31 protein-coding genes and 1 pseudogene are annotated in these 25177 nt (G+C 45.3%); 8 read left to right on the top strand and 24 right to left on the bottom strand.

Going from position 1 to position 25177, the window contains the following annotated elements; translation table 11 throughout:
* Window position 1: 1 nt before the first annotated feature.
* From pepF to ACNAZ4_RS18810, 9 genes and pseudogenes are all read right to left on the bottom strand, one after another.
* Window positions 2–1811, bottom strand: a pseudogene (gene pepF, locus ACNAZ4_RS18850) (oligoendopeptidase F).
* Window positions 1812–1945: 134 nt separating this feature from the next.
* The gene (locus ACNAZ4_RS18845; protein ID WP_415816981.1) at window positions 1946–2731 is read right to left on the bottom strand and encodes an SDR family oxidoreductase; all 786 of its coding nucleotides are present in this window, start codon (window positions 2729–2731) and stop codon (window positions 1946–1948) included.
* A 98-nt stretch (window positions 2732–2829) separates the two neighbouring features.
* Window positions 2830–3300, bottom strand: coding sequence for a GNAT family N-acetyltransferase (locus ACNAZ4_RS18840; RefSeq protein ID WP_415816979.1), 471 nt, complete (start codon window positions 3298–3300; stop codon window positions 2830–2832).
* A gap of 11 nt (window positions 3301–3311) precedes the next feature.
* Window positions 3312–4097: a nucleotidyltransferase domain-containing protein gene (locus tag ACNAZ4_RS18835; RefSeq protein ID WP_415816977.1), complete on the bottom strand. Its 786-nt coding sequence runs from the start codon at window positions 4095–4097 to the stop codon at window positions 3312–3314.
* A 15-nt stretch (window positions 4098–4112) separates the two neighbouring features.
* Window positions 4113–4331 carry a hypothetical protein gene (locus tag ACNAZ4_RS18830; protein ID WP_415816975.1) on the bottom strand — a complete coding sequence of 73 codons (219 nt, stop codon included), beginning with the start codon at window positions 4329–4331 and terminating at the stop codon, window positions 4113–4115.
* A 137-nt stretch (window positions 4332–4468) separates the two neighbouring features.
* Complete coding sequence (locus tag ACNAZ4_RS18825) at window positions 4469–4741, bottom strand: hypothetical protein (protein WP_415816973.1); 273 nt, start codon at window positions 4739–4741, stop codon at window positions 4469–4471.
* 12 nt (window positions 4742–4753) lie between these two features.
* Complete coding sequence (locus ACNAZ4_RS18820; RefSeq protein WP_415816971.1) at window positions 4754–4933, bottom strand: hypothetical protein; 180 nt, start codon at window positions 4931–4933, stop codon at window positions 4754–4756.
* A 141-nt stretch (window positions 4934–5074) separates the two neighbouring features.
* On the bottom strand, window positions 5075–5284 hold the full coding sequence (locus tag ACNAZ4_RS18815) for a hypothetical protein (protein ID WP_415816969.1): 210 nt from the start codon (window positions 5282–5284) through the stop codon (window positions 5075–5077).
* A 126-nt stretch (window positions 5285–5410) separates the two neighbouring features.
* Window positions 5411–5581 (bottom strand): DUF4083 family protein, encoded by a 171-nt coding sequence (locus ACNAZ4_RS18810; RefSeq protein WP_415817050.1) that lies wholly within the window; start codon window positions 5579–5581, stop codon window positions 5411–5413.
* A 135-nt stretch (window positions 5582–5716) separates the two neighbouring features.
* Here ACNAZ4_RS18810 and ACNAZ4_RS18805 point away from each other — a divergent pair, with 135 nt between their 5' ends.
* Entirely contained in the window at window positions 5717–6793 is a 1077-nt protein-coding gene (locus ACNAZ4_RS18805) for a Gfo/Idh/MocA family protein (RefSeq protein WP_415816967.1), read from the top strand.
* A gap of 199 nt (window positions 6794–6992) precedes the next feature.
* Here the strand turns inward: ACNAZ4_RS18805 and ACNAZ4_RS18800 are convergent, their stop codons facing one another.
* Both ACNAZ4_RS18800 and ACNAZ4_RS18795 read right to left on the bottom strand, forming a co-directional pair.
* Window positions 6993–7169, bottom strand: coding sequence for an SE1832 family protein (locus ACNAZ4_RS18800; protein WP_415816965.1), 177 nt, complete (start codon window positions 7167–7169; stop codon window positions 6993–6995).
* A 99-nt stretch (window positions 7170–7268) separates the two neighbouring features.
* Window positions 7269–7466, bottom strand: coding sequence for a DUF378 domain-containing protein (locus ACNAZ4_RS18795; RefSeq protein ID WP_415816963.1), 198 nt, complete (start codon window positions 7464–7466; stop codon window positions 7269–7271).
* A gap of 172 nt (window positions 7467–7638) precedes the next feature.
* On the opposite strand from ACNAZ4_RS18795, the gene ACNAZ4_RS18790 reads away from it, so the two are divergent.
* Window positions 7639–8511 (top strand): MerR family transcriptional regulator, encoded by an 873-nt coding sequence (locus tag ACNAZ4_RS18790; protein WP_415816961.1) that lies wholly within the window; start codon window positions 7639–7641, stop codon window positions 8509–8511.
* Window positions 8512–8635: 124 nt separating this feature from the next.
* Here the strand turns inward: ACNAZ4_RS18790 and ACNAZ4_RS18785 are convergent, their stop codons facing one another.
* From ACNAZ4_RS18785 to ACNAZ4_RS18770, 4 genes are all read right to left on the bottom strand, one after another.
* Complete coding sequence (locus tag ACNAZ4_RS18785; RefSeq protein WP_415816959.1) at window positions 8636–10096, bottom strand: protein adenylyltransferase SelO; 1461 nt, start codon at window positions 10094–10096, stop codon at window positions 8636–8638.
* Between the two features lie 530 nt (window positions 10097–10626).
* On the bottom strand, window positions 10627–11232 hold the full coding sequence (gene wrbA, locus ACNAZ4_RS18780) for an NAD(P)H:quinone oxidoreductase (RefSeq protein WP_415816957.1): 606 nt from the start codon (window positions 11230–11232) through the stop codon (window positions 10627–10629).
* Window positions 11233–11288: 56 nt separating this feature from the next.
* Entirely contained in the window at window positions 11289–12272 is a 984-nt protein-coding gene (locus ACNAZ4_RS18775; protein WP_415816955.1) for a ring-cleaving dioxygenase, read from the bottom strand.
* Between the two features lie 164 nt (window positions 12273–12436).
* A complete protein-coding gene (locus ACNAZ4_RS18770; RefSeq protein ID WP_415816953.1) occupies window positions 12437–12718 on the bottom strand; it encodes a GNAT family N-acetyltransferase in 282 nt (93 codons plus the stop codon).
* A gap of 130 nt (window positions 12719–12848) precedes the next feature.
* Here ACNAZ4_RS18770 and ACNAZ4_RS18765 point away from each other — a divergent pair, with 130 nt between their 5' ends.
* Window positions 12849–13427, top strand: coding sequence for a hypothetical protein (locus ACNAZ4_RS18765; RefSeq protein WP_415816951.1), 579 nt, complete (start codon window positions 12849–12851; stop codon window positions 13425–13427).
* 63 nt (window positions 13428–13490) lie between these two features.
* On the opposite strand, the gene ACNAZ4_RS18760 is transcribed toward ACNAZ4_RS18765, so the two are convergent.
* On the bottom strand, window positions 13491–14021 hold the full coding sequence (locus ACNAZ4_RS18760) for a CBO0543 family protein (RefSeq protein WP_415816949.1): 531 nt from the start codon (window positions 14019–14021) through the stop codon (window positions 13491–13493).
* A 184-nt stretch (window positions 14022–14205) separates the two neighbouring features.
* Between ACNAZ4_RS18760 and ACNAZ4_RS18755 the strand changes: the two genes are divergently transcribed.
* Window positions 14206–14376: a hypothetical protein gene (locus tag ACNAZ4_RS18755; RefSeq protein ID WP_415816947.1), complete on the top strand. Its 171-nt coding sequence runs from the start codon at window positions 14206–14208 to the stop codon at window positions 14374–14376.
* Between the two features lie 83 nt (window positions 14377–14459).
* Here the strand turns inward: ACNAZ4_RS18755 and ACNAZ4_RS18750 are convergent, their stop codons facing one another.
* On the bottom strand, window positions 14460–15431 hold the full coding sequence (locus tag ACNAZ4_RS18750) for a PstS family phosphate ABC transporter substrate-binding protein (RefSeq protein ID WP_415816945.1): 972 nt from the start codon (window positions 15429–15431) through the stop codon (window positions 14460–14462).
* A gap of 102 nt (window positions 15432–15533) precedes the next feature.
* Window positions 15534–16418 (bottom strand): GNAT family N-acetyltransferase, encoded by an 885-nt coding sequence (locus tag ACNAZ4_RS18745; protein ID WP_415816943.1) that lies wholly within the window; start codon window positions 16416–16418, stop codon window positions 15534–15536.
* Window positions 16419–16676: 258 nt separating this feature from the next.
* Here ACNAZ4_RS18745 and ACNAZ4_RS18740 point away from each other — a divergent pair, with 258 nt between their 5' ends.
* On the top strand, window positions 16677–17117 hold the full coding sequence (locus tag ACNAZ4_RS18740; protein ID WP_415817048.1) for an AhpC/TSA family protein: 441 nt from the start codon (window positions 16677–16679) through the stop codon (window positions 17115–17117).
* Window positions 17118–17397: 280 nt separating this feature from the next.
* On the opposite strand, the gene ACNAZ4_RS18735 is transcribed toward ACNAZ4_RS18740, so the two are convergent.
* The 5 genes from ACNAZ4_RS18735 to ACNAZ4_RS18715 all read right to left on the bottom strand — a co-directional run bounded on the left by ACNAZ4_RS18735 (window position 17398) and on the right by ACNAZ4_RS18715 (window position 21171).
* Window positions 17398–17886, bottom strand: coding sequence for a TspO/MBR family protein (locus tag ACNAZ4_RS18735; protein WP_415816941.1), 489 nt, complete (start codon window positions 17884–17886; stop codon window positions 17398–17400).
* 600 nt (window positions 17887–18486) lie between these two features.
* Window positions 18487–18627, bottom strand: a complete 141-nt coding sequence (locus ACNAZ4_RS18730; RefSeq protein WP_415816939.1) for a hypothetical protein — start codon at window positions 18625–18627, stop codon at window positions 18487–18489.
* Between the two features lie 11 nt (window positions 18628–18638).
* Window positions 18639–19073: a DUF2269 family protein gene (locus tag ACNAZ4_RS18725; RefSeq protein WP_415816937.1), complete on the bottom strand. Its 435-nt coding sequence runs from the start codon at window positions 19071–19073 to the stop codon at window positions 18639–18641.
* 162 nt (window positions 19074–19235) lie between these two features.
* A complete protein-coding gene (locus ACNAZ4_RS18720) occupies window positions 19236–20291 on the bottom strand; it encodes an ATP-binding cassette domain-containing protein (protein ID WP_415816935.1) in 1056 nt (351 codons plus the stop codon).
* Window positions 20227–21171: an ATP-binding cassette domain-containing protein gene (locus ACNAZ4_RS18715; protein WP_415816933.1), complete on the bottom strand. Its 945-nt coding sequence runs from the start codon at window positions 21169–21171 to the stop codon at window positions 20227–20229. Before ACNAZ4_RS18715 ends, ACNAZ4_RS18720 begins: the two co-directional genes overlap by 65 nt.
* 454 nt (window positions 21172–21625) lie before the next feature.
* Between ACNAZ4_RS18715 and ACNAZ4_RS18710 the strand changes: the two genes are divergently transcribed.
* Both ACNAZ4_RS18710 and ACNAZ4_RS18705 read left to right on the top strand, forming a co-directional pair.
* Window positions 21626–22546: a DMT family transporter gene (locus ACNAZ4_RS18710; RefSeq protein ID WP_415816931.1), complete on the top strand. Its 921-nt coding sequence runs from the start codon at window positions 21626–21628 to the stop codon at window positions 22544–22546.
* A gap of 17 nt (window positions 22547–22563) precedes the next feature.
* Window positions 22564–23124: a cysteine dioxygenase gene (locus tag ACNAZ4_RS18705; RefSeq protein ID WP_415816929.1), complete on the top strand. Its 561-nt coding sequence runs from the start codon at window positions 22564–22566 to the stop codon at window positions 23122–23124.
* A 31-nt stretch (window positions 23125–23155) separates the two neighbouring features.
* Here ACNAZ4_RS18705 and ACNAZ4_RS18700 read toward each other — a convergent pair whose 3' ends face one another.
* The gene (locus ACNAZ4_RS18700; protein ID WP_415816927.1) at window positions 23156–23647 is read right to left on the bottom strand and encodes a YehS family protein; all 492 of its coding nucleotides are present in this window, start codon (window positions 23645–23647) and stop codon (window positions 23156–23158) included.
* A gap of 328 nt (window positions 23648–23975) precedes the next feature.
* Between ACNAZ4_RS18700 and ACNAZ4_RS18695 the strand changes: the two genes are divergently transcribed.
* A complete protein-coding gene (locus ACNAZ4_RS18695) occupies window positions 23976–25154 on the top strand; it encodes a metal ABC transporter solute-binding protein, Zn/Mn family (protein ID WP_415816925.1) in 1179 nt (392 codons plus the stop codon).
* Window positions 25155–25177: the final 23 nt, after the last annotated feature.

Raw genomic sequence — 25177 nt, 5'->3', positions numbered from 1 at the left:
GTTACTTCTCGTAGCTTTCTTCCAGCTCGGTGATGAGCTCACCGACATATTCAACTGCCTCATGGTTTGGCTCCGTCCTGGACATGTCGACTCCAGCCTTTTTGATTAAGTCCAATGGCTTCATCGTACCTCCAGCCTTCAATACTTCGAGCCATTTTTTCACTGCCGGCTTGCCTTCTTCAAGGATTCGCCGAGAAACCAGCGTGGAGACGGTTAATCCGGCAGAATACGTATATGGATATAAGCCCATATAGTAGTGTGGCTGGTGCATCCAGGTCAGGCAGGCTCCTTCGTCCATTTCAACAGAGTTTCCCCAGAAATTTTTAAGAACCTCCAATTTTAACTTGGATAATAAATCCGCTGTCAACGGTTCACCTTTTTCAGCCAGATTATATACCCTGCGCTGCAGTTCACCCTCGAGCAAATGGGTAACAAAATTATGATAATATGTCCCCAACAACTGAAGGATGACCCCGCGCCTTTTATGAGTGTCCTCTGTGTTTTTCAACAAATGGTTTCCAAGAAGCATCTCGTTCATCGTCGAGGGTGCCTCGATAAAGTATCTTGATGGTCGGGTATTGGTCATCCTTTGATTTTTCCCTGCCAGGTAAAAATGTCCGGCCCAATTCATGGGCAAGTGTGAATGCACCGCGCATCGTATCTGGCCAGGTCATCAAAACGTATGGATGTGCGCCATGCGGACTCGAGCAAAATGCTCCCGTACTTTTCCCAACATTGTCCGCATAATCGACCCATCTCTCGGATAAAGCTGTCTTGATCATCTGGCTGTACTCTGGTCCCATGATTTCTAACGCTTCCTGCACTGTTTCAGCCGCTTCCTCGTAGCTAGTCTCTATTTTATAATCCGGATCCAAAGGGGCTTTAAGGTCGGCGTTTGTCATCTTATCCAGCCCCAAGACCCGCTTTTTTAAATTTGCATAGCGCCTCATATGCGGAGCCAGTTCTTTCTGGATGACATCCAGCTGGTTATCGTACATCTCCTGGGTGACCTGCTGATCATGCAGAAGCATGGCCGTGGCAGAATCATAGTTCCTTAGCCTGGCCATCGTCACCTCTTGATTCACCTGGGTTGCGTAGGTTGCAGCAAACGTATGTTTATACCGGTTTAATGTCTTGTTAAAAGATTCATATGAATTCCGCCTTACCGTGCTGGAAGGCGATGAGGCATATTTTCCTGCATACAAAGCAAAAGATAAAGGAATTTCATTTTCCTCATCATCAATAAAAGGCTCGAATTGCATATCAGACAATTTGCCGCGATTATAAATATTGTAAGGCGAACTAAACATTGACCCGAGGGCTGCCAGCGTTCCTTCCGTTTCCTCACCAAGTGCATGTGGTTTCCGATCCTGCAGGTCGCTCAAGTACTTTTTGAAAGGTTCCAATCCTGGCTCCTCATTTAAAAAACTCTCTAGTTTCCCATCCGGAAGCTTGATGATTTCCGTCTCTGCAAAAGCCAGCTCCGCTCTGACAGTTGACTGGGCATCACCTGCCAAAGCCGCATCCTTCTGTCTTCCGGAATCGGAATGGTCGACCGATTGCCGCAAATCTGCATACATCGAGACAAGGTTAAACCGCTCCAACAGCTTCTCCCTGGCCTCCAGGCATTCAAGCAGCTCAGCTGCACTATTCCCAAGCTTCCCCTTATATTTAGTGACTTCCGGCAAATCTTCTTTGACGGCCTTCAGTTCCCTCTCCCAGTCATCTCTCGTTTCAAAAAGAGCCGTCAAATCCCATGTTTGTTCTTGATCCACATCCTGCCTTTTCATTCTTTCATTTGATTTCGCCATCTTGCTCCCCTCCTCATGATTTTTCGTCTATTACAGCTATACCACAACAAAAAATCTATACACTTTGTATCTTTGGACGCCCAGGCACATGAAAAGCCCGGCACTCAAAAATGCCAGGCTTGGTTTCTCCGCTGTCAGATGTCCATCGTCCATCTTTCTTCTTGCGTCTTTTTAAGCTGCTTTTCCGTCTCTTCTGGATAGACCGTTCTGAATTTATGGTGGTCAGCAGGAATGATCTCCACCATTTTGGCGATCATGTCCTCAGGGTCAAACTGATCCTTCAATCCTTCTTCCTGCTTTTCCATATCCTCTTTCCTGGTAAAATTCTTCTCCTCATCGTACCACTTCCACTTTTCCTCGGCTGCCCGTTTATTGAAGCCCGTTTCGAACGCTCCAGGGTTAATCGTCGCTACTTTTACATTGAATTCGGCCAGCTCTGATTTCAATGTTTGCGCGATTCCCTCAACCGCATGCTTTGTAGCCGTATAAGGGCCGACATATGGTGTTGCCGAAATCCCAGCCATCGAGCTCATGAAAATGATCTTGCCACTGCCTTTCTCCACGAGCTTTCGCGCTGCGATTTGCACCGTTTCAAGTGTGGCAAACACATTCACCTCAAAAAGCGCACGGATGCGGTCCATCGGCACCTCAGCCAGCGGCCCGCCCTCATTGATCGCCGCATTCGCGACAAACACATCAAAATCATATTCACGGATCTGTTCACGATCCCGATCATTGGTTATATCAAGCTTGAACACTTCGATATCAAGCCCAAGCTCCTCAGCCTCCCGCATTAAATCCGTCTTCTGTGAAGTCAGCTCAGTCGTCGCAATCACCCGGTGCCCCTTTTTCGCAAGCCCGATAGAAGCCCCTCGGCCAAGCCCGCTTCCGGCACCCGTGATAAAAATCGTTTTCGCCATTTCCGATTCCTCCAATCCTATAACTCTAATAGTTCCCTCTTCCCACGAGGGTATCAGATGAAACATAGCGAATCTTGCAAAAAAACAAGCCCAGAGCATTAACTCTGGACTTGTTGCGGCTTGCAATCAATATAATGACTTGAGTTCGGATACCGATCACCTTTCGAGAATCCAATAGAACAATAAAATAGATCACCTTGTTCCGTGTCAGTATGAAGCACGAGAACCTTATAATGATTATTCGCTTCATCCATGATCCTTTTTACCAGAAGGCTTCCGATCCCGTGTCTCCTATACTCCTGCCTGACATAAAACCTTCTCAGCCTGCCAACTTCCCGTTCATTCGAAAACGTGTCTTGATTTAAGCCGCCAATCGCCATCAGCGTACCGTCCTCACTGAAAGCGCAAAACAAGCCTTCACCAGCATGGCTGAACGTATTACTGCCATTTTTATAGTCATTGATCAATCGTTCCAAAAACCGAAAGCCCTCTTCCTTGCTTTCAGCTAACAGGTCATCCAGTTCGATATCCAGCAGATTATCAAATTTTCTAACCTCATATTTTTCCATATGTAAATCCCCTATTCCCACACTTCCTTCAGCGTATCCCTGAAAAGCTGGTCAAGCTTCGGCGTAAGATCAGGCAAATCCACTTGAAGTGTTGATGCATATTCCCTTAATCGCGAAATCTCCTCATTAAGAAATTCGTTGATGACGTCAATTTTCGGTTCAAAGTCCAGTTCATCCCCGCTGATTTTCCTTTTCAGCAAGGTGTGGATTTCGTTCTTTAATTCCCCTTCAGGCAATAGGACCTCCACTAACTTTGGGAATTCTAATGGTGGAAATTCATTGTATTTCTCAATCCACTTCGCAGACAGCACTGGTCTCAGGACATTGAAATACTTCTTTATCCTGAATTCATCCCCCTGTAAACACACCCTGAAATTATTGCTCGCCATATTCAAATAATGGTGCAGGCAGGAATTCGGCGCAAAAACCTCTTTGCTGAGCTCCTTCATCTTATCGACCGTCGAAAAAGCCTCATAGTAAACGATCCCTGATCGCAGCCACTCCATTAATGGCGGATTCGATTTCCTGAATAACTTCAGGGCTTTTGTCAGCTCCCACCCGGTAATGTCCAGCAAATCATTGATTGGCAATTCGATCACATCTCTTTTCTTGCCGATGCCCATCTGGTCAATCGTCAAATAGTCTTCTTTTTTATGAACATAGATGAATCGGACATCATAATCGCTATCCTTCGACGGAAATTCCCAGGCCCTGCTGCCTGATTCAACTGCATACAGGATTTTCACATCAAAATCTTCTTCTATTTTTGCAAGGGATTGTAAAATGGTCTCTTTCAAAAGTATTCTCTCCATTCACTTTGCTGATTTAAAGGCCCATCTGATGGCCAAAAAGAGATACAGAACTGCGGCATATAAGACCACGCTGATCAAATAGAAAACTGGACTATCATATTTCCTGGTGATTCCATGCAGTCTGTCATATTCTTCAGCCGACAGAAAATATGACCTTATGCTCAAGATCGTAATCAATAACAGCAAGAATGCAAGAATCGCTTTTTTATGTAAAATCAACCTCTTCAAACCCAGCCTATAAGCTTTGGAAAACGCCAGCTTCCCATCCAACTCATTTCAATCGTTAAAAGGCGTCAGCAAATAGACCATCAGCCCGCCCCAGACTACCGCAAAAACCACTATTGCAGAGAATGGCACTAAAATCCCCTCTCTTTGCCTTCTAGATATTTCTTATAAGCATTTGGATTTTTCAAATGCTCGGGAACCGTTTTTATCACCTGTGCTTGAACCTCTTTTGACTCAGGCGAATGAAATGCCAGTCTTTTGCGGATAGCATTCAGCAGGTAGATTACACGAAATAAACTGCCTGCAATGATTCCAAAAGCAGCTATTCCGCCCACAATCGGTCCCATGACAAATAATAGATAGCCCAGAATCATACTTAATAATATGGATAAAATCAAATACATGCCGGTTCTCCCCTACTTCAATAAAATGAAATGACCCTGCAGTTCTTTCTCATTGACCGCAATCCTCGTCGTCAAATCTTTCGTACGCAGCACATACTCTTTGACACCGATGAATTCAGACTCAGCAATCAAAAAGAATTGCGTCCCCTTCTTCAAACCCCTGAAATTCTTTTTTAGCATATACCTCTTCATCTCGTTGCTCCTGTAGTTTCTCTTCGTTTAATTTCAACAAAAAGAAGCGTGAATCCTGCTGTGATTGACGCTTCTCCTGGTAATATTCACTTACTCTAAAAGAAAAATGCTGCCTCGATTGGCAGCATACATTCTATTCTATTAACGTGAAGCTTTCGGCGGCTGGCACACTTCGCATTTACGCTGGTGATTGTCCTTGAACTTCTTGAATGGTTTTTCGAAGTTGTTGCCGCATTCGCATTTAAAAAGCAGTTTTTGCGAAAAGCCATGGTACTCAGTCGTCAAAAGTTTACTCTCTGAATTTTTTTCCACAAACTCTTTAATCTTATCGATCGTCCATCGCTTGTTCATCTTCCTACCTCCATATTTGAATCGCCAGGCGGAGGCTTATCAGGCATCCGTGCAATTTTGGGCAAAATTCTTATGATTCTAAGTTCCTCATTATAACATGTGCTGACAGACAATAATATAAACCTTTTAATCCTTATTGTTCTTCTCAAGCAGTTCAATGATTCGATCCAGTTTTTGTTCGATGCTGTCCTGCTTATCAGGCTGCTTGGCCATAAGTGTCCGGACGAAATAGAAAACCGCAGCAAACATTCCGATTAAAAAAATGAAAAAGATTAACTGAAATAACAAATCCCCCATATTCACAGTAACACACCCTTTTTTGTTCAATTGTACTATACTTTGTTGCTCCGCTTTCGAGAAAAGCTGAATTCATTTACATTCCTCCCCTGCTGGATTTACTATTAAATTATATTCTGGACAGGGGTGGTAATTTTGGAAAAGTTTAGAGCAGGGATAATCGGAACGGGTTTTGGTGCAAAAGTCCATGCCCCAATGATGGATCATCATGAAGGGTTCGATGTTGTCGCCGTATCGAGTGTATCGCGAGGCAATATTGAGGAAGCACGGAAAGCCAGCGGGATCGAAAATATCTATACAGACTGGCGCCAGATGCTTGAACAGGAAACGCTCGATTTAGTGGTCGTCGCTTCTGCAGTCCATTTGCATAAGGAAATGGTGAAAGCTGCTTTCGAAAAAGGAATCCATGTTATGTGTGAAAAGCCAATGGCCCTGGATGTTACCGAAACGGAAGATATGATTGCCGAGCGGGACAAGGCGGGGAAACTAGGACTCATCAACCATGAATTCCGCTTCCTGCCGGCTCGTACAAAGGTAAAAGAAATCCTGGAGAGTGGGCAACTCGGGGAGATTTTGCATGTCCGTTACCAATGCTCTTTTGCAAGCTATACTGGCCTGGTATCAAAGCCCCGCGGCTGGCTGGGACAGGAAGAAAAGGGCGGCGGCATGCTCGGAGCGATCGGCTCTCATATGACCGATTCGCTTCAATGGTGGCTGGACAGCAACTTTAAAGAAGTGTTTGCCCAGCTCCCAATCCATGTTCCCACTCAGACGGACGAAAATGGGAATACCGAACACCGGACAGCGGACGATGCTTTCCAGATTATCGGTTCTCTAGAAAACGGCGCGACTGTAACAATGGAACTCATTTCTGCGGCGCGAAAAACCAAGACCACATGGCGCCTTGAGGTATTTGGCACAGAAGGCTCCCTGGTTATGCTCGACGACAACAAGGTACTGCATTCATCGGGTGACGAAGCTTTTGAAGAGGTCGGATTGGTTCCGGACATAGAAGCGCCTGATTCGATGCCAGATGTTGCAGCCCGTTATTATAACGGCTTCCAAAGAGCACTAAATGCACTCCACGAAACACTGGTTTCCGGAGAAAAGCACCCCTACCTCGCCGATTTCGAGCATGGACATTCGACTCAAAAAGTATTGGACGCAGTCAGGACCTCTGCTCGTGAAGGCAGGAAAGTAGAAGTGAAATAAATAATTCTAAATTGGAATTACGACCATAGGATTGGGAGGAAAAGGCTGCTATCAAAATATTAATCAAACGTTTGATTAAAAATGCCTAAAGCCCCTTATACCAGGCTTTTTACAAGTTCAAGCATGAGTCCATTTTGATCGGACTCATGCTTTTTTTGTCCACTGAAAAAACCTAATCCAGAGATTAGGCTTGTCATTTCTACAGGTCACGCAGCATTGTATTCAATGTGCTTAATTCCTCTTCGATTGCCGTAAGCCGCTTTTCCAACGGATGGAGATTGCCTTTCACAGATTCCAATTTTTCAAGATTATGCTGCAGCTGCAGGTACTCATCCTTCAGTTCGACGATTTTATATTCTATTTCTCTTTTATCCATTTGTTGATCCCCCTGTTTTGACGATTTTTCTTTAGAATACCATTCCAGGGGCATTAGGGCACACAAAAAGGCGTACAAAGTTGTACGCCTTTCATTTGATTATTTATTTACCTTTGATAAAAGCGTGAAACCGTAGAGGGCTGCGAGACCTACAAGGATGTAAACGACTTTTGCAATCGGGCTGTCCATGCCGCCGAAGATTCCTCCAACTAAATCCCATTCAAATAATCCAACAAGCAGCCAATTCAAACCGCCGACAATAAGCAATACTAATGATAACAGATTCAAAGTTTTCAAGATAACACCGCCTAATGTATAATTTTTGTATAACCTTACGAGATTAATTATACAAAACTTATACGTGTAAAGCAAACATTTTGTTAAAATTCTTCAAAAAGTTGATTTAACAGCTTTTTTTCTGTGTAATTATTGTATAACTTATCTATAATGAGGAGTGGAGGTGGAAAGTTTGTATAGCATTAAACAAGTTTCTGAACGATTGGATATCCCCGCCGTCACAATCAGGGCGTGGGAAAACCGCTACAATGTGGTCTCACCTAAAAGGACCGAGGGCGGTCACCGTCTGTATAGCGACAAAGATGTGGAAACACTCAAATGGATCAAGAAACAGGTGCATGAAAAAAACATGAAAATCAGCGACGCAGTCCGGCTTTTACAGGAAACCGCGACAGCACCTGCCACACCTCCATCTGAAAATAGCAAATTCAATGAATTGAAGGATCAGCTATACAATGCCCTGATCAATCTAGATTCCCAGAAAGCGAATCAGCATGCGGACCTCGCTTTTTCTTTATACGACTATGAAGAGGTATTCCAACATATCCTGGTCCAGGTTTTGTATAAGGTCGGGGATGAATGGGAAAATGGCGCCATCAGTGTTGGCCAGGAGCATTTCGCTTCACAGTTCATCCTCAACCGCTGCAGCCAATTTTTGCGGGTCCTCCCTGTCAATCCGACCCTCCCAAAAGTGCTGGCATTTTGTCCAGAGGGTGAACACCACCAAATCGGACTGATGGTCTTCAGCTTATTCTTGAAAAAGAAAGGCCATGACGTCATCTACCTGGGCCCGAACACCCCTCTTGAGGGTTTGGCAGATTTGATCAAAATGAAGGACATCAGCATTGTCGCCATTTCCATGACCAACCCGGATCCGGTCGGCAAGGTGGAGGATTGGATTCGCTCAAGTCTCAAAAGGTACCCAACCCTTAAATTCATTGTTGGAGGAAGCTGCGTCAAAGATTGTCCAAAGCTTGAGTCCAAATCGGTCACCTACTCGCTCGGTTCCGACTGGGATCAATGGTATGCCACGTATATGAGATGATTTTTTTAACAGAGATGCCATAGACAAGCTGCTTTTACAGAGCTTCTCTTAATAATGACTTACACTGTCCAGAAAAACTAGAGAGGGACTGTCCAAAATCTTAGGACAGTCCCTTTTTTACAAATCATGTTCCACAAAACGTCCGATATGGCCCAGCCGATGGCGGTGCGGGCTGGCAGAATTCCGTTTGCTCCGGTGAATGCTCATATGGGTTTGCGAGGATTTCAAGCAATTTCAGCATGACGCTCATGTCACCTTTTACCGCGGCATCCAATGCTTCCTCTACTCTATGATTACGCGGGATGACAGCTGGATTGCTGTTGCACATCAGTTCATGGACATCGTCCTTTGTTTGCGCCTGGCGCCCTAGTCTTTCCTGCCATTTTTCATGCCACTGTGCAAATTCTTCAGCCTTAAACAACCCGGTTTGTTCCAGCTTCCCGAAAGTCAGGGCTTTGAATGTATTCGTATAGTCAGCTTCGGTTTTATTCATGAGATTAAGGAGATCGGATATGAGTGCTTTGTCTTCTTTTTCCTCATGAAAAAGTCCCAGCTTCCGTCTCATGCCCGACAGGAATTCTGTCTCAAAGGCCTCCGGGTATTCAGAGAGAGCTTCCTCGGCCAGCTTCACGGCTTCATCTTCATCATCATGAAGCAAGGGCAATAAAGCTTCTGCGAATCGAGAAAGGTTCCAGCCGCCAATATACGGCTGATTTCCATAGGCATAGCGCCCCTCCCGGTCAATCGAACTGAAAACAGTTGCGGGGTCGAAGGTGTCCATAAAGGCACAAGGGCCATAGTCGATCGTCTCGCCACTGATTGTCATATTATCCGTGTTCATGACACCGTGGATAAACCCAACATGCTGCCACTTCGCAATCAGGGCTGCCTGTTTCTTGATCACTTTTTTCAGGAATGAGACGTATATGTTCTCCTCCCCTGCGAGTTCAGGGTAATGGCGCTTGATTGCATAATCAGCAAGCTCCCGGAGGTCGTCTTTCTTCCCCCAGTTGGCAGCGAATTGGAATGTACCAACTCTCAGATGGCTCGCCGCCACACGGGTCAGAACCGCTCCGTATTGCATCGTTTCCCGGATGATTTGCTCTCCTGTCGCCGCGACAGCCAGGCTTCTCGTTGTCGGGACCCCCAAACCTGCCATCGCTTCACTGATGATAAACTCGCGCAGCATCGCTCCAAGCCCCGCCCGACCATCGCCGCCACGGGAATATGGCGTCCAGCCTGAGCCCTTCAGCTGGATGTCAAACCTATCTCCATCAGGAGTGACCTGCTCCCCAAGCAGCACAGCGCGGCCATCCCCCAGCATCGTAAAATGCCCAAACTGGTGTCCCGCATATGCCTGAGCAAGAGGATTCCCGCCTTCTGGCACCTCATTTCCACCAAAGATCCCAGCTCCTGCTTTGCTTTGAAGCGCCTCGCTGTCCAGTCCCAGATCTTCCGCCAGTGACTCATTGAAAATAACCACTTCAGGCGCTTTCACTGGAGTTGGTGCTTGCAAGCTATAAAAAATATTCGGCAGTCGCGAATAGCTGTTATCCATTTTCCAGCCAATATGATTGTCCGTCATTGATATTCCTCCTTTACCACATGTCTTATCGTTCGTTCAGCTATCCATTAATGTATTCTTCCTATAGATTAATATACCCTGCCTATGTAGTGGTAAAGCTTTGTTTGTAGGAATGGAAGTTCTTAATCAAACGTTTGATTAAATTCTCCCCCTCATAATTCAACAAACAGAAGGTGTGAAGTTGTACATTAAAATCTTAGTGACATTCTGACAGCTCCCATCCTTCACACGCAAACCTGTCAAAATAAAGACGCTTTCTTGACAGCTCCCATCCTTCACACAGCAACCCTGTCAAAATCAAGACGGTTTCTTGACAACTTCCANCCTTCACACGGCAAACCTGTCAAAATCATCATGGTTTCTTGACAGCCCCCACCCTTCACACGGCAAACCTATCAAAATCAAGACGGTTTCTTGACAGCTCCCTCCCTCCCCACAACAAACCTGTCAAAAAATCCCGCGAGATATTCACCTGCCTACAAAACCAAAACAGCCTAACTCCACAAAGTAGAATTAGGCTGCTCCATATTTTATTGATTCCCGTTCTTCACCCAGCCGGCTACGATCACGGTGCGCTTGGCCTGGTATTTTACTGCTGCTTCTACGTCTTCGACCATCTTTCCGTCCTGGTCGACGGTGACACTTGTGCCGTATGGGTTGCCGCCAGCGCCGAATGTGACTGGATCGGTATAGCCGGGTGCTGCGACGATCGCGCCCCAGTGGTACATCGTTGTGTAGAGGGACAAAATGGTTGCTTCTTGTCCGCCATGCGGGTTTTGCGCAGAGGACATTGCGCTTACGACTTTGTTCGCAAGCTTGCCCTGTGCCCACAGACCGCCTGTCGTATCAAGGAATTGCTTCATTTGTGACGGCATGTTTCCGAATCGTGTAGGGATACTGAAGATGATGGCGTCTGCCCACTCAAGATCCTCCGGTGTCGCTTCCGGGATCTCCTTTGTTGCCTCGACTGTCGCTTTCCATGCTTCATTGCCTTCGATAGCTGATTCAGGAGCCAGTTCTTTCACTTTAAATACTTTGACCTCAGCTCCTGCTTCTTTCGCGCCTACTGCAGCCCATTTGGATAGCTGCACATTCGTACCACTCATGCTGTAAAAAATCACTGCTAATTTCACCATTTTATCTGCCTCCTTTTGTACTATGTTTCCACAAAGGTCCAGTCCGCAAACTCGGCTTAAAGATACTCTTTTTCAATATTGCGAGTGCTGCGGACTGTATCAATCGGGCGCACGAAGTCCTCGATCTGTTCCCTCTTCGATTCGAGGAACGGCGGCAGGGACAATTTTTCACCAAGAGTTTCATATGGCTCGTCACCCATGAAGCCCGGTCCGTCGGTTGCCCATTCGAACAGGATTCCCGGCGCCACACGGGCATACAAAGATTCAAAGAAGAAACGGTCGACATACCCTGATGTGCCAAAGCCGGCTGCCTTCATGTGGTCGATCCACTCATAAAGAACCGATGTGTCAGCAACACGGAATGCTGCATGGTGGACCGTTCCGAATCCCTGGCGCCCGGCCGGAAGCACTTTATTGTCCTCAACAATGACCTGCGCACCGTTCCCGCCTTCGCCCATTTCAAATAGGTGCAGGGAACCCTCTTTTCCGACTTCGCGCATATGCATCACTTTTTCCAGTACCTCTTTAAAATAATCGAAGCGTGCAATGCGGACGTGAAGCGGTCCAAGACCGGTAATCGCGTACTCCAGCGGTACAGGACCATTTTGCCATGGCGTTCCCGATGCCACACCTTCATTGTGCTCATCGGATACCAGCATATATTGCTGATCGTCAAAATCAACGAACGAAATCGTCTTCTTGCCGAACAACTCCTTGACGCCAGTGTGCTTGACTTCATACTTATCAAAGCGTTTGACCCAGTAGTCCAGCGCAGCATCTGTCGGTACCCGGAACCCTGTTTTGTAAATTTCATCTGTTCCATGCGAACCCTTTGGAATCCCCGGGAAATCAAAGAATGTCATATCCGTGCCCGCAGACCCTTTGTCATCCGCAAAAAATAAATGATACGTGCGGATATCATCCTGATTGACTGTTTTTTTCACAAGACGCATCCCAAGTACATATGTGAAAAACTCATAGTTCTTTTCAGCGCTGCTCGTGATTGCTGTTACGTGGTGTAAGCCTCTTAATTCGTTCATGTTCTCTCTCCTTTATCTTGAAATCGAGATATACTCCCAAAAAATTTTCTATCCTTACTATAACCTGTTTCCCCTTCGAAAAAACAAATTATCTTGAATTCGAGATAATTTTATCACGCACCAGCATAAAGTGCAAGAAAAAAAGCCTTTGGCAACCCAAAGACTCACTGCTTTAAAAGCTCGCTGTATTCCGGCTTCCTCTCCAGCTCTTTTTTAGCATAAGAGCAAACAGGATCAATTTTCAGGCCTTCATTCTTCGCTTTTTCGGCAACATGGCGGACAAGCTCCTCCGCTATGCCCTTGCCACGGTAATCTGGATCAACTCCGGTGTGATCGATCACGAGGAAATCATCGCCATCCCTCGTAAAGGTCACTTCCCCAACCTCGAGTCCATCTGCATCCTTCGCAACAAACCGGCCATCTTCTTCAACATATTGGAATGACATCCTTACACCTCCGATCATACGTACAAGATACTTAATTATACCCCTATAACCCTCATTCATGCATATATCCAGCTTGAAATCGGTAATCTAAGAAAAAACAGAACGGATGGTACCTTTGGAGAAAGTCAGGATGAATGAGTTTGATAAGATCGTCGAGCTGGGGAAAAAAGGTCAAAAAGCCTTAAACCAATATTGGCTGGACTATTCCCTTTATGCCTCCGTTGAATATTGGATGATGGTCCTGTTCTTTGCCGGCCCGCTCATCTTATTGTTATTTAAAATCGATCGGACAAAGATTTTCAGGATCGCTTTCTATGGCTACAGTGTCCATGTCTTTTTTGGATATGAAGATCTTTTCGGCAGGAATATGGGTTACTGGAATTATCCGTTCCCCGTCATCCCGGTCCTGCCTGGCATCTCTATGGACTCCAGCCTGATCCCGGTCACTTTTATGCTTGTGTACCAATGGACCCTCAACCACGAAAAGAATTACTACCTTTATGCAACCCTGACCGCAGCCATCCTTTCATTTGCGTTCAAGCCAATCCTGGTTGCTCTGGGGCTTTTTAAAATGTATGGGAACGTCCATTATTTCCACTTATTTTTAAGTTATTTTTCCGTGGTCATTTTGGCAAAAGTGATAACTGATTTTTTTGTATGGATGAAATCACACGCAAAAACAGAGCAAAACGACGGGAGTACAACATGACGTCAACCTTTTACAGCAGCGAAATAAGGCCCGATTCCTCACAAGGATTCGGGTCTTATTCATTCATCGAAAGACACTGGATGGCACATCAAACTGATTCCACAAATACAGGACAAACACCGCGGAGGCTATCCAGGCAAACAGGGGATTATGAAAATGAAGCTTTAAAATAAGGAACATAACGGAATTGAACAGCGCAGACCACCACAGGTTCCAGCCATTGAAGTATTTAATCAGGTGAAGGTTAACGTCCACCAGCTCATTCAAAAAATAGACGACTACCCATGCCAGAAAATAAAGGATCTTTTTTATGAGATTTTGCCTGGGAAAATGCGCCAAATAGGCCAGGCATGTCGCCGGATACTTGATTGCCATGATCGAAAAAGAAATATGGGTATTCGTGATTCCAGCAGCTTCGTCACCAGGCGAAGGATTGTACTTCCACATTGGAAAATGATCCGCTAATAAGTACATATAAAGAAAATCACCCAGGATAAAGAAAAGAACGGTTGGATAGTACATTTTCCAGTTCTTCCAGTCTCCCCACTTCACCAAAATCCCTGCCCAAACCAGTCCATAAATTGTATTAACCATAAGTTCGCCTCTTTTTTACAAATAAAGGAAATCGATTTTAGTATATCCAACAGGCCCGCTTGACAGTCATCGAATAATTAATGGAAGCAAGGATTGAGGATTTGATGAAAATTTAATAAAACCCTCGGATTCCCTTAACATTCATCCTTTAAACTCGAATCAAAGCGAGGAAGGAGATGAACGAATGAGGGAAATCCTGACTGCGAATGAAAAACAGAAATTGGCCGAACTTAAATTGAGGCTGCTTAATGCAAAGAATGATGAGGAAAGAGGTGCCTTACTCTCTGCCATCGAACGGCTTCTCAACAACGCAAAAAAGCGCCATAAACTCATGGCGACATTGGAAGGCGAGTAACAGTGGATCTCACTGTTATTTTTTTTGCCCATTAAAAAAGAAGAACAGGGACACCCCCATTCTTCTTTCTTCACTTATTTAACTTATTTCAGTTTTTCCAGTTCAGATAATGTTCCCTGGATGTCATCATCAGTCAATGGTGCAAAACCAGTTTCCGATGCGACTTCCTGTGCGTTTTTCATCGTGTAGATTGCGTAGTCAAGTACTTGTGCATTTTCTTTAGCCTTGTTCACATTCAGGTAAGTGAACACCGGGCGTGTGAATGGTCCGTATTGGCCATCTTCCTTGATTGTTGATAGAGATGGTTCAACTGGTCCGTTGCCGAAATCGACGTTCACTGCCGCTAATTTATCTTTGTTGTTCGCATAATAACCGTATCCGAAGAATCCGATTCCGTTCTTATCCTTGGAAACAAGATCAACCAGTGTAGAGTAGTCCTGCTGCAGGTTGATGCCTTCAACCAGGTCTTTTTCTTCTAGAATCTTTTCAAACATAAATTCGTATGTTCCATGGTTTTCGTTCGGTCCATATGTGTTGATCTCTTCAGCTGGGAAGTCAGGGCGTACATCAGACCATTTCTTCTTGCCGCCTTCAGCCAAGAAGATATCGATGACTTCTTCTTTCGTCAGTTCCTTCGCCCATTCATTGTCCTTATTGATGACAATCGTCAAACCGTCCAAAGCGACCTTCATTTCTTTTACATCGATGCCAAGCTCTTCTGCTTTTGCCTTTTCTTCGTCTTTGATCTGACGTGAAGCATCATTGTAGTCTGTACCATTTTCAACAAGGAATTTCTTGAAACCAGCAGAAGTCCCTGAGCGGCTTACTTCCACAGAAACATCTTCCTGCTTGCCCATATAGTTCTCAGCCATTTTCGCCATGAATGGATAAACCGTACCAGAACCATCAATCACGACGCTGCCTTCAAGTTGAGTTTCATTTCCATTAGAACCATCCTTTGCTTCAGCGCTGCTTTCCCCATCCGAACAAGCTGTTCCGAAAGCCATTACACCAGCAAGCATTGTAAACATCGCTAACTTTTTAAAACTCTTCATTCCTTAATTCCCCCTAATATTATGTCCGTTGCTACAAGTAAAAGATTACTAGAGAGTTATTAAAGAGGTTTTAAGGATTTGTAAATGTATTGAAAAGGATTGTTAAGAATTGTGAATCTCTTTGATCATCCACACCTGTTCTTCCCATTGTTTGAAGCCAATCGCTTGTAATAGCTCCAATAACCCGGTATCCTCCTCAGGTGTGTTGACCGTCGTCCTTTGGAATGATTTCTCCAGTGGCGAGAATAAGTGCTTCAGAAGCGTTTTCATAACATCATCCCTGTCTTCACGGCCTGAAGCCACTTCCAGCTGCAGCAGCCCGATATTCGCAACTTCTCCCTCTTTATAAAACTTTTTAAAAAGAGAGTAACCGACAACCTCATTCTGCTCATCACGCAGGATGACCGCGTTTCCACCGATGACATTGTTCTTGTGATTTTGCCACGGAGTTTCATGGCGGTAAAAATGGACCTTGCCCAATTCATTCGGTGCCACGTGCTCGACATGATAATTGCTTGCAGTGTCAAAAGCGTTGTCTGAAAATGGCTCATTGTACTGAAGGAATTTCAGCTTTTTCACCAGCTTAAACCCGAGAGATTGATATAGTTGAATCGCACCTTCATTTCTGGAAATCGCTTCAAGGGTCGCATACTTAACCTGATTTTCCTTGTAAATATCCAGTGCCGCGTTCATCAGCTGCTTTCCAATCCCCTTTCCCCGCAGCTCCTTCGCAATCCCGATCCCGCCATTCCAGGCAAACACGTCACCACCAATCTTCTTGATCCCGCTCAGCACAATCCCGGCTGGCCTGCCCTCATAGTAAGCGATGACAGAATGCTCCGGTGAAATTCCATCGAGCCCAAAACGCCCCGCGAATGTCTCAATCGTTTTCGACTGATCGTAAAAATAACCCTCAAACCCACGGTTATAGGCTTCCACCCCATCTCTTAACGGACAATCACTCAGTCTCTTGATTTGAACTTCCATGAACAATCTCCTCTTTTCGTTTAAAATAAACCGACTGTTTAGTTTATTTTATGATTTATTTTCATAAAATTGCAAAAATATTTTTCGACAGCATTTAAATTTTGCATTACCGCGGAACTTCTATATGCTCATATTAAAGGATGTGATTTGATGAACTATGTACTGGAAACCACCAATACTGGGCAAACCATCACCCTAGAAGAAGCCATAAAGGGCAGACCTACCATGGTCGTATTTGTCCGCCACCTTGGCTGACCGATCTGCCGGGCATATCTTGCGCAGTTGCGTGAGCGAATAAAGGAAGTAGAATCTACAGGCTATCAGGTCATTGCCGTAGCTCCATCCAAAGGAACTTTTATCAAGCAGTTCGTTGACCAGTTCGGTCCTTTTCCGTTTCCGATCCTTGGCGACCCTTCACGGAAAGCGTACCGCGGCATGGGCCACAAGACGATGCCAAAATGGAAACTGCTCGCGAAAGCCGGTATCGGATTCATTACCGGCCAGGTCAAAGACTTTATCCCTAAAAATGAAAAGCAAAAAGAGTTTGTCATGAAATCGATGAAAACACAGGACGTCTACATTCAGGGGGGAACATGGCTTTACTCAGCCGAAGGGAAACTCTTGTGGAAGCATGTCGATGAATCACCTGAGGACCACGCAAAAATCGATGAAGTCTTGGAGCAAATGAAAAAACGCTGAATCGCCAGTTTCGCGATCAGCGTTTCTTCTTGTCTTTTTTATCAGTAGCCTGTTCAAATAGTTGAGAAAGATAACCCTTAAGCTCAAAACCTTCTTCATTCATAAACTCACTAATTTGTTTCATTGTAATCTACCTCCGTTTTAATTTGTTGTTAGGAATAGTATTCCCACTCTAGCAAACTTTTAATCAGCCAAAGTTTGGAATTCTATTATTTAGACGGATGATAGTTGGGAAAGTTACATAATTTTTAGAAAAAAGAGGGCTGAATCAAATGCCCTCTCACTTATTCAACTTCCACATGCTGTAATTGAGCCGGAGCGCGTAGGACACCCAGGCAATATAAGGCAGCATCAGCCGGCCAGCAATTTTATCCTTTTGGTAGTATTGATAAGTGGTCAATGTAATCATCCCAAGCAGCAAGCCGATCTCCGCCAAAGCCGTCCCGCGCAGATTCCACTTGAAAAATAAGAACGACCAGAGAAAGTTCAAACCCAGCTGGATATCATATAGACTCTCCGCCGCGGCCGTCGGCTTCTTCTTCATCGAAACCCGGTAATTCGCAAGCCCCATCGTCGCATACAATCCCGTCCACACAACCGGAAACACCCACGACGGCGGCGCAAAATCAGGTTGCTTCAGCTTCCTGTATTTCTCCTTCGCATTCCGCGTCGCCAGCATCCCCGTGACCATCCCGCCGACCACAGGAATCAATAACTCCTTCACCAACCTACCCTTGTCCACCCTGCCATTCACAGACAATACACTCATGTTTCTCACCTTCCTTTTTCTTACTTTTACCTAATGCTTGAGAAAAAAACATTTGAGTGTGCAAAAAGGGGTGATGATCCGGTCACTATTTTGACAGCTTTACGCTTTGGGACATCCAACCTGTCATAATAACCGCTTGATCTTGACAGCTTTTAACCTTGAGACCTCAAACCTGTCATAATTACGGCTTTATTTTGACAGCTTTTNGCCTTGAGACCCCAAACCTGTCATAATTACGGCTTTATTTTGACAGCTTTTTGCCTTGAGATCCCAAACCTGTCTTAATTACAGCTTTATTTTGACAGCTTTTCGCCTTGAGATCCCAAACCTGTCTTAATTACAGCTTTATTTTGACAGCTTTTCNCCTCCAACCACCAAACCTNTCCGAACTTCGCCTTTCTTCTGACAGCTTTTCTCCTCCAACCNCNAAACCTGTCCGAACTTCGCCTTACTTCNGACAGCTTTCNNNNTCCAACCTCCAAACCTGTCCGAACTTCNCNCTACTTCTGACAGTTTTTCGACCACCACCCCAGCCACCCCAGCCTGCCTAAAAACAAAAAAAGCGCCAGCCTATATGGCTGACACTTTCTCCGACGCATCCTATTTCCCAATCACATAAGGATTCCCGCTGATGGTTTTTCTCACTTCTGCTGTAATCGTGATGGTTCCCTGCGGCGGGGCAGCACTGGTAACCTGCTTTGTTTCTCCGTGTCCATCATAATAAACTGGCTTTGAATGCATCTTAAATCCCCCTAAAATGGTTTGGTTGATATGAGTACGATGAGCAAAATGGCTGCGACGTGTGCGATGCTGTTGAGCTTGGCTGCTTTTTTATCCAGCTGATGATACTCGGCTGGCAGTTCGCTGTCTCCGCTGTTCATGACTATAGCGACTAGCTTTTCAATTGTTTTTGGCAGCATGGCTGCGACGACTGGTTGAATCAGCACGTAAATAACCAGTGATCCGATGAACCATCCCTGCGACCACAATGCCGGATTGACGATGGCCATCAGGATTCCGCTGGCTAACAACGTTAGCGATCCGACCTTCACGAGCATTTCTATTTTTTTATTGATCTCAAAACATACTTTTGCATTCGTTACTGACTTAGCACCGAACTTAGCTACCACTGGCATTCCAAAGCTCGCTCCTAAACCAACAACCGCCGCGATGACATGGACTAACACTAATCCTCCATATACCCCGCTAGATCCTTTTACCTATATATTGTATAACATAAATATTCCCTTAACGGGTAGAAAATTCTTACTTTTCTAACTTATCTATAGTGTTATTCTCCTATAACAATGAAAAAGGAAGCATGAACAATTATCCATGCCTCCTCTCCCTTACTCCCCGGTGCCCAGCCACATTTCCATCGCCAGCTCGAGTTCGTTATTCAATTGCTGTTTCCTGCTATACATCTGATCCAGCTCCACATAATCCTGCTTGACGCCCATCACCAGATCAAGCTCGATGATTTCCTTTTCCAGGCTTTCGATTTTCCTCAACAGGGCTGCGGCAGGGCCTGGTTGCGCCACCCGCTGCCCCTTTTCCTTATTCGCGCCAGGGTCAGCTTGCGCCAATATCTGCACCTTTTCCTTCCTCTCCTTTACAACCGGCACCGCCTCGCACGCCGCTCTCTCCCTTTTATAATCATCATAATTCCCTTCATAGCTCTTCAGGCCGCCATCCTCGACGGCAACCACGCGCTCGCCGATTTTATTGATAAAATAACGGTCGTGTGAGATAAAGAAAATCGTCCCTTTAAAATCGTCTAACGCCGCTTCAAGGGTTTCGATCGAGTCGATATCCAGATGGTTCGTCGGCTCATCGAGGATCAGCAAATTGATATCCTGGAACATCAGCATCGCCAGCTTCAGCCTGATCCGCTCACCGCCTGAGAGGAATTTCACCTTCTTGAAGACACTCTTTTTATAAAACATGAACTTCGCCAGATACTCGCGCGCTTTCCCCTCTACGATTGAGATATCCTCCCGGAAGCATTCCAGCACCGTCAGCTCTTCGTTTGAAAAAACAATCTTCTGGGGAAGATAGGCGGCCATCACATTCGCTCCCAACTCAATCACACCCGAATCAGGCTGCTCTTCTCCCAGAAGCATCCTCAGGAATGTCGTCTTCCCGCTTCCATTCGGGCCAACCAGACCCACTCGCTCACCATAATGGACCATCAAATCGGCACCATCAAAAATCACCTTATCTCCATAGCGCTTAGAAACCCCAACCGCCTTGATCGTTTCATTCCCGGACCTCATCGTTTCGTTAAAATGCAGCCTCATATTCCGTCGCTCAAAAACCGGTTTATCGATGCGGTCAAGCTTATCGAGCTTCTTCTGGATGCTCGCCGCGCGCCTGAAAAATGTCCGCGCGCATCGCCCAGTCACGCAGGCTCGTCACCTGCTTCTCCATATTATTGACCTTCTTCTGCTGCTCGCGGAACTGCTCATATTGCACGCGCATATTTTCTTCCTTTTGGCTGATAAAACTTGAATAGTTCCCCCTGTAGCTGATGGTCTCCATGTCTTCGATCTCGACGATTTTGTTGACAACGTTATCGAGGAAATAACGGTCATGCGAGACAATCAGCACAATCCCCTTATAACTTTTCAAAAAACCTTCAAGCCATTCGATCGATTCCATATCCAAATGATTCGTCGGTTCATCCAGCAGCAGGATATCTGGCTGATGGACCAGAATCTTCCCGAGGCCTACAGTCGTCTTCTCGCCGCCGCTCAGCAAATCGAAATCCCTCTGTAAAAAGTCCTCGGAAAACTTAAGCCCGGTGCTAACCTTGCTCAGCTTCTCCTCCTGTTCGTACCCGCCTCTTGCTTCATACAGATTCACTAGATCGCTATATTTATTGAGCGCTTTTTCCAGGGCGACATCTTCCAAAACCTGCATCTGTCCCTCCAGTTCGCGCATCTGTTTTTCAACCTCCTGGACCTCTTCAAAAGCAAGATTCAAGACGTCGATCACTTTTAAGCCAGCTGGGTATGAAGGCATTTGCTCCAAATAAGCGAATGATGCCCCCCGGGGCCGGTGGATCAGCCCCTCATCATAACCAGGACTCGAGGTCTGCGGATATCCCGGATAATAATGCATCTGCTCAATCCCGGCAATCACCTTAAGAATCGTGCTTTTCCCGCTGCCGTTCGCGCCGACGATCCCTACCTTATCCCCTTCGAACGCCTCCAAGGTAAAACTGTTCACGACGAGCGTCGCTTCCATATATTTTTTGATTCCGTGCACTTTCAGTTCTAACATATCCATTCCTTCTTTCATCCATAATGAAGCTACGCTTTTATGGACAGCACAAAGAAGAACCCATTTACTATGCTTTTTTTCCAATATAAAAAAGACTGCAGAAATCCCTACAGTCTTGAATCAACATTTTCAGCAGGCCAAGAAAAGCCATACGAAAATCTACGTGTCCCGATTCAGTAAAGTAAGTTTTCTTCTAATTGCCGATTCCATAAAGAGCATAACGAAATAAACCTATGCAAATAGGCTTTTTACACTCAATACAAAATTCTTATTAATAAAATTAATAAATTAGCAATTAGATGTTGGTTCCATAAACTTACTTTCCCTCCTAAACCATTTGCTTTATTATCTCAGCATTACATAATTTTGTAAATACGAGAATTTTCATGCTTCTTCTTCCTCCGGGACAGGCATAGGATGGTATAAAACTTGTCCTCAGAAAGGATCCCGTACTATGTTTCCGTTTCGAACCAAGCTTACTGCTTCTTTATATGCCTTGCTATCGATTAGTTTTTGGGGAGTTTCCTTTGTTTCTGCGAAAGCCGTCCTCGGAAAGCTTGACCCCTATTCCCTGCTGGTGCTTCGCTTTGGCATCGGCGCATTGTTTTTGCTGATGATTTTATTGCTCAACCGTTCCCGTCTCCGTATTTCGATTGGTTACATCCCACATCTGGTTGTACTCGGAATTCTCGGTGTGTTCATTCACCAGGTGCTGCAGGCAACGTCCTTGTTGACGATCAAGGCCTCATCTGCCGGTTGGCTGATTTCGTTCTCACCGATTTTCACCGTCCTTCTTTCGGTGCTGTTTTTGCATGAAAAGATGGATGTGAAAAAAGCTCTGGGAATGCTGGTGGCGATCACAGGCGTTTTTATCGTCACAACCACCCGCAGCGGCCATTCTTTCGAATTCGCCATGAACATCGGCTTCATCCTGATGATCCTCAGCACGCTGAACTGGGCAGTGTATTCCATCCTTTTAAAAAAGCTGCAAATCCCATATCCCGCTCTCGTCGTTACCTTCTACATGAGCTTGATCGGCTTCGTACTCACTCTCCCGTTCATGATCCGGAACAAAGGCTGGGAGGCGATTCCTCTGCTGACGCAGACAGAATGGGCCCATCTGCTGTTCCTCGGGATCTTCGTATCTGGAATTGGGTACTGGTATTGGGGGAAGGCGCTTGAGGTCCTGGATGCTTCGAGGGTATCCATTTTCATCTACCTTGAACCGTTGGTCACCCTGATTGCCGCCATTATTCTTTTACATGAAAAATTTATCCTCATAAGTGCGGTCGGCGGAATCATAATTATGATAGGAGTGGCGATTGTCAATGGCGGCCTTGCGCGTTTAGTGGCGAGTGCCATTTTTAAAAAATGAGGAAGGCGGGAGTGCACATGGCATTGAAGCCTCAGGCAAGGAATGTGTTAGATTCTTTAAAGAATCCTTCCAGGCAAGAGATGAAGGATGCGCTGGCAAAAATCAATATGACGATTGAAGAGTTGGAGCCATTGCTTAAAAATCCTTCTGGAAAGCCTTATTATCGCAAGCTCCTGTACAAAAGCGAGGATGTCGAGCTTCTGGTAATGAACTGGTCGGATTTAGAATGTGCTCCCCATGATCACGGCGATTCCCACGGATGGATCCATGTCCTCGGCGGGACTTCCATCAACTACGTGTACGAGGTCAAGAACAGCAAGCTTCCAAAGGAAATCTTCAAGGAGTACCATCATCAAGGACGGCTTTTTTTCGCACCTAAAAAAGGCGTCCATAAAATGCAGGGAAATGGTACAGAGGGACTTGTTACCCTCCACCTCTACTCCCCGCCAATCAGCGGAATGAAAGTATACGACCTCGAAAAATGCGCAGCCTGTGTTGTTTCGGATGATTGCGGAGCATGGTGGCCAGATGAACAGCGTCAGAAACTGAAAGATATCAAGCTGAAAAAAGAAGCATGAGGACGCTGACATCAAGCGTCCTCATGCTTTCCTATTCCCTGTGCTTCAAGGTCAGGCCTTTCAGGAAGTTACGGGCAAACTTATCGCCGCATTCACGGTAGTTCTTATGCCCTTCCTTCCGCAAAATCGCTCCAAGCTCCCCTTTGGAAACCCGGACACCAGCAAGATCGAAAAGCTCCAGCATGTCCTCGCTCGTCAGCGACAGGGCAATCTTCACCTTCTTCAACAGCTGATTGTTCACAGGCTCCCCTATCAGCGGCGGAGTGCCAGTTTCCCCTGGACGCTTTCCTCTTTTAAATGTGACAAGCCCATTTAAGAACTGCTCCATCATTGCATTGTTGACTCTTATGTAGCCCTCTGGAACTATCTCTTCACCATATTCATCTTCATCTATCCTCTGCAGCATCATGCGGACATCGTCTTTCGCCACGTTCACGCCGCCAAGCTTGAAGATCTCAACCATATCAGTATCTTTAATATCCAGTCCGTACCGCAGACGGATCATTATGTCATTGTTAAGCATTTAAAAAACCTCCTATAAAAAAGCTGTACCGTTAGTATTCCCGATTAACTACTGCAGTCTACCATTAATTGATGAAAAAGCCTATAGATTTCACCATAGAAAGCGCCTTTGTCCTTTTCTGCATATGTAGTTGCCTTATGGATGATCTCTAGAATGTCAATATTCATGATCACCTCTGATCGTCATTCCCCAATCTGTTTGGAGCTGAATAAGTTCCTCGGAATTAAATCGTAATGATTACGAAAATCATTTACAAACATGATTTTCTGTTTTACACTTTAAATCGTAATCATTTCGATTAACAAATAAATTAGTTAAGGAGTTCACTATGAAAATAACTAAGCTATCACTTGGTTTACTGCTGTTAGTGGGGTTTACACTAGCCGGATGTTCTTCCAGCAAGGAATCAGCCACAGTTAAAAATTCAGAAGCTGCCAAGCTGACGGTCTATACAACCATCTACCCTCTTCAGGATTTTGCCAAAAAAATCGGCGGTGAATTTGTGGATGTGGAAAGCATCTACCCTCCTAATGTAGACGCCCACAGCTTCGAACCAAGCACGAAAGATATGCTGAAGCTTGCAGAAGCTGATTTATTCATTTATTCCGGTGCCGGAATCGAAGGATTTGCGGAAAAAGCCGAGCAAGCCTTGAAAAACGAAAAAGTCAGGATTATAAAAGCCGCAGAAAACGTGGAAATGATCGAGTCCACCCATAATCATTCTCATGAAGGAAAAGAGGCTCAACCCGAAGACGAGCACCACGACGAAGAAGCTCCTCATTCCGAAGAAGAGCACCACGACGAAGAGGCCGCTCATTCCGAAGTCGAGCACCACGACGAAACAGCCGCTCACCCCGATGAAGAGCACCACAACGAAGGAGCCGCTCACTCGAATGAAGGACATCACGACGAAGAAGCCGCTCACTCCGATGAAGAACATCACGACGAAAAAAACACTCACCCGGACGAGGAGCACCATGATAAAAACTTAGATCCACATGTATGGCTTGATCCCATCCTGTCTATCAAACTGGCATCAAATATCAAAGATTCCTTGATTGAGCTTATGCCTGATCGTGAACAGGAATTTGAACAGAATTTCGCGCAGCTTGAGAAAGAGCTAAAGGAATTGGACCACGAATTCAAGAATGTGATTGACCGGGCTGAAAACAAACATCTGCTTGTCGCCCATGAAGCGTATGGATACTGGTCAGATAGATATGGAATCATCCAGATTGCTGTCAATGGACTTTCTCCTACCCAGGAGCCTTCACAACGAGAATTGACAAAGTTGATTGAAGAAGCAAAAGAACGTGATTTAAAATACATTGCGTTTGAACAAAATGTTACTTCCCGCGTGGCAGAAATGATTCAAAAAGAAATCGGAGCTGAGACAGTTACCCTGTATAATCTCGAGTCCATCTCAGCTGAAGATATGAAGAATCAAGAAGACTATTTTAGCCTGATGCGGAAAAATCTTCAGACGCTGAAAATAGTGTTAAATTGATAGTCTTTTTGCTAGATTGCACA

The organism is Mesobacillus thioparans (assembly GCF_965138835.1).
GTDB classification, from domain to species: Bacteria; Bacillota; Bacilli; order Bacillales; family Cytobacillaceae; genus Mesobacillus; species Mesobacillus thioparans.
The sequence above is the reverse complement of the archived record's forward strand: the minus strand, read 5'-3'. Positions and strand labels throughout refer to the sequence as shown.

What these genes read in the sequence shown, in the direction of transcription:
- ACNAZ4_RS18730 (WP_415816939.1), bottom strand. Translation starts at nt 18,627, where the DNA reads ATGCATTCAAAGCCAGTTTATTATGATGGACACGGAGAAACAAAGCAG.
- ACNAZ4_RS18785 (WP_415816959.1), bottom strand. Translation starts at nt 10,096, where the DNA reads ATGACGGACAATCATATTGGCTGGAAAATGGATAACAGCTATTCGCGA.
- wrbA (WP_415816957.1), bottom strand. Translation starts at nt 11,232, where the DNA reads ATGGTGAAATTAGCAGTGATTTTTTACAGCATGAGTGGTACGAATGTG.
- ACNAZ4_RS18745 (WP_415816943.1), bottom strand. Translation starts at nt 16,418, where the DNA reads ATGGAAGTTCAAATCAAGAGACTGAGTGATTGTCCGTTAAGAGATGGG.
- ACNAZ4_RS18695 (WP_415816925.1), top strand. Translation starts at nt 23,976, where the DNA reads ATGAAAATAACTAAGCTATCACTTGGTTTACTGCTGTTAGTGGGGTTT.
- ACNAZ4_RS18770 (WP_415816953.1), bottom strand. Translation starts at nt 12,718, where the DNA reads ATGTCATTCCAATATGTTGAAGAAGATGGCCGGTTTGTTGCGAAGGAT.
- ACNAZ4_RS18710 (WP_415816931.1), top strand. Translation starts at nt 21,626, where the DNA reads ATGTTTCCGTTTCGAACCAAGCTTACTGCTTCTTTATATGCCTTGCTA.
- ACNAZ4_RS18735 (WP_415816941.1), bottom strand. Translation starts at nt 17,886, where the DNA reads ATGAGTGTATTGTCTGTGAATGGCAGGGTGGACAAGGGTAGGTTGGTG.
- ACNAZ4_RS18715 (WP_415816933.1), bottom strand. Translation starts at nt 21,171, where the DNA reads ATGTTAGAACTGAAAGTGCACGGAATCAAAAAATATATGGAAGCGACG.
- ACNAZ4_RS18765 (WP_415816951.1), top strand. Translation starts at nt 12,849, where the DNA reads ATGAATGAGTTTGATAAGATCGTCGAGCTGGGGAAAAAAGGTCAAAAA.
- ACNAZ4_RS18775 (WP_415816955.1), bottom strand. Translation starts at nt 12,272, where the DNA reads ATGAACGAATTAAGAGGCTTACACCACGTAACAGCAATCACGAGCAGC.
- ACNAZ4_RS18700 (WP_415816927.1), bottom strand. Translation starts at nt 23,647, where the DNA reads ATGCTTAACAATGACATAATGATCCGTCTGCGGTACGGACTGGATATT.
- ACNAZ4_RS18800 (WP_415816965.1), bottom strand. Translation starts at nt 7,169, where the DNA reads ATGGATAAAAGAGAAATAGAATATAAAATCGTCGAACTGAAGGATGAG.
- ACNAZ4_RS18810 (WP_415817050.1), bottom strand. Translation starts at nt 5,581, where the DNA reads ATGGGGGATTTGTTATTTCAGTTAATCTTTTTCATTTTTTTAATCGGA.
- ACNAZ4_RS18755 (WP_415816947.1), top strand. Translation starts at nt 14,206, where the DNA reads ATGAGGGAAATCCTGACTGCGAATGAAAAACAGAAATTGGCCGAACTT.
- ACNAZ4_RS18705 (WP_415816929.1), top strand. Translation starts at nt 22,564, where the DNA reads ATGGCATTGAAGCCTCAGGCAAGGAATGTGTTAGATTCTTTAAAGAAT.
- ACNAZ4_RS18760 (WP_415816949.1), bottom strand. Translation starts at nt 14,021, where the DNA reads ATGGTTAATACAATTTATGGACTGGTTTGGGCAGGGATTTTGGTGAAG.
- ACNAZ4_RS18840 (WP_415816979.1), bottom strand. Translation starts at nt 3,300, where the DNA reads ATGGAAAAATATGAGGTTAGAAAATTTGATAATCTGCTGGATATCGAA.
- ACNAZ4_RS18820 (WP_415816971.1), bottom strand. Translation starts at nt 4,933, where the DNA reads ATGAAGAGGTATATGCTAAAAAAGAATTTCAGGGGTTTGAAGAAGGGG.
- ACNAZ4_RS18815 (WP_415816969.1), bottom strand. Translation starts at nt 5,284, where the DNA reads ATGAACAAGCGATGGACGATCGATAAGATTAAAGAGTTTGTGGAAAAA.
- ACNAZ4_RS18825 (WP_415816973.1), bottom strand. Translation starts at nt 4,741, where the DNA reads ATGTATTTGATTTTATCCATATTATTAAGTATGATTCTGGGCTATCTA.
- ACNAZ4_RS18845 (WP_415816981.1), bottom strand. Translation starts at nt 2,731, where the DNA reads ATGGCGAAAACGATTTTTATCACGGGTGCCGGAAGCGGGCTTGGCCGA.
- ACNAZ4_RS18750 (WP_415816945.1), bottom strand. Translation starts at nt 15,431, where the DNA reads ATGAAGAGTTTTAAAAAGTTAGCGATGTTTACAATGCTTGCTGGTGTA.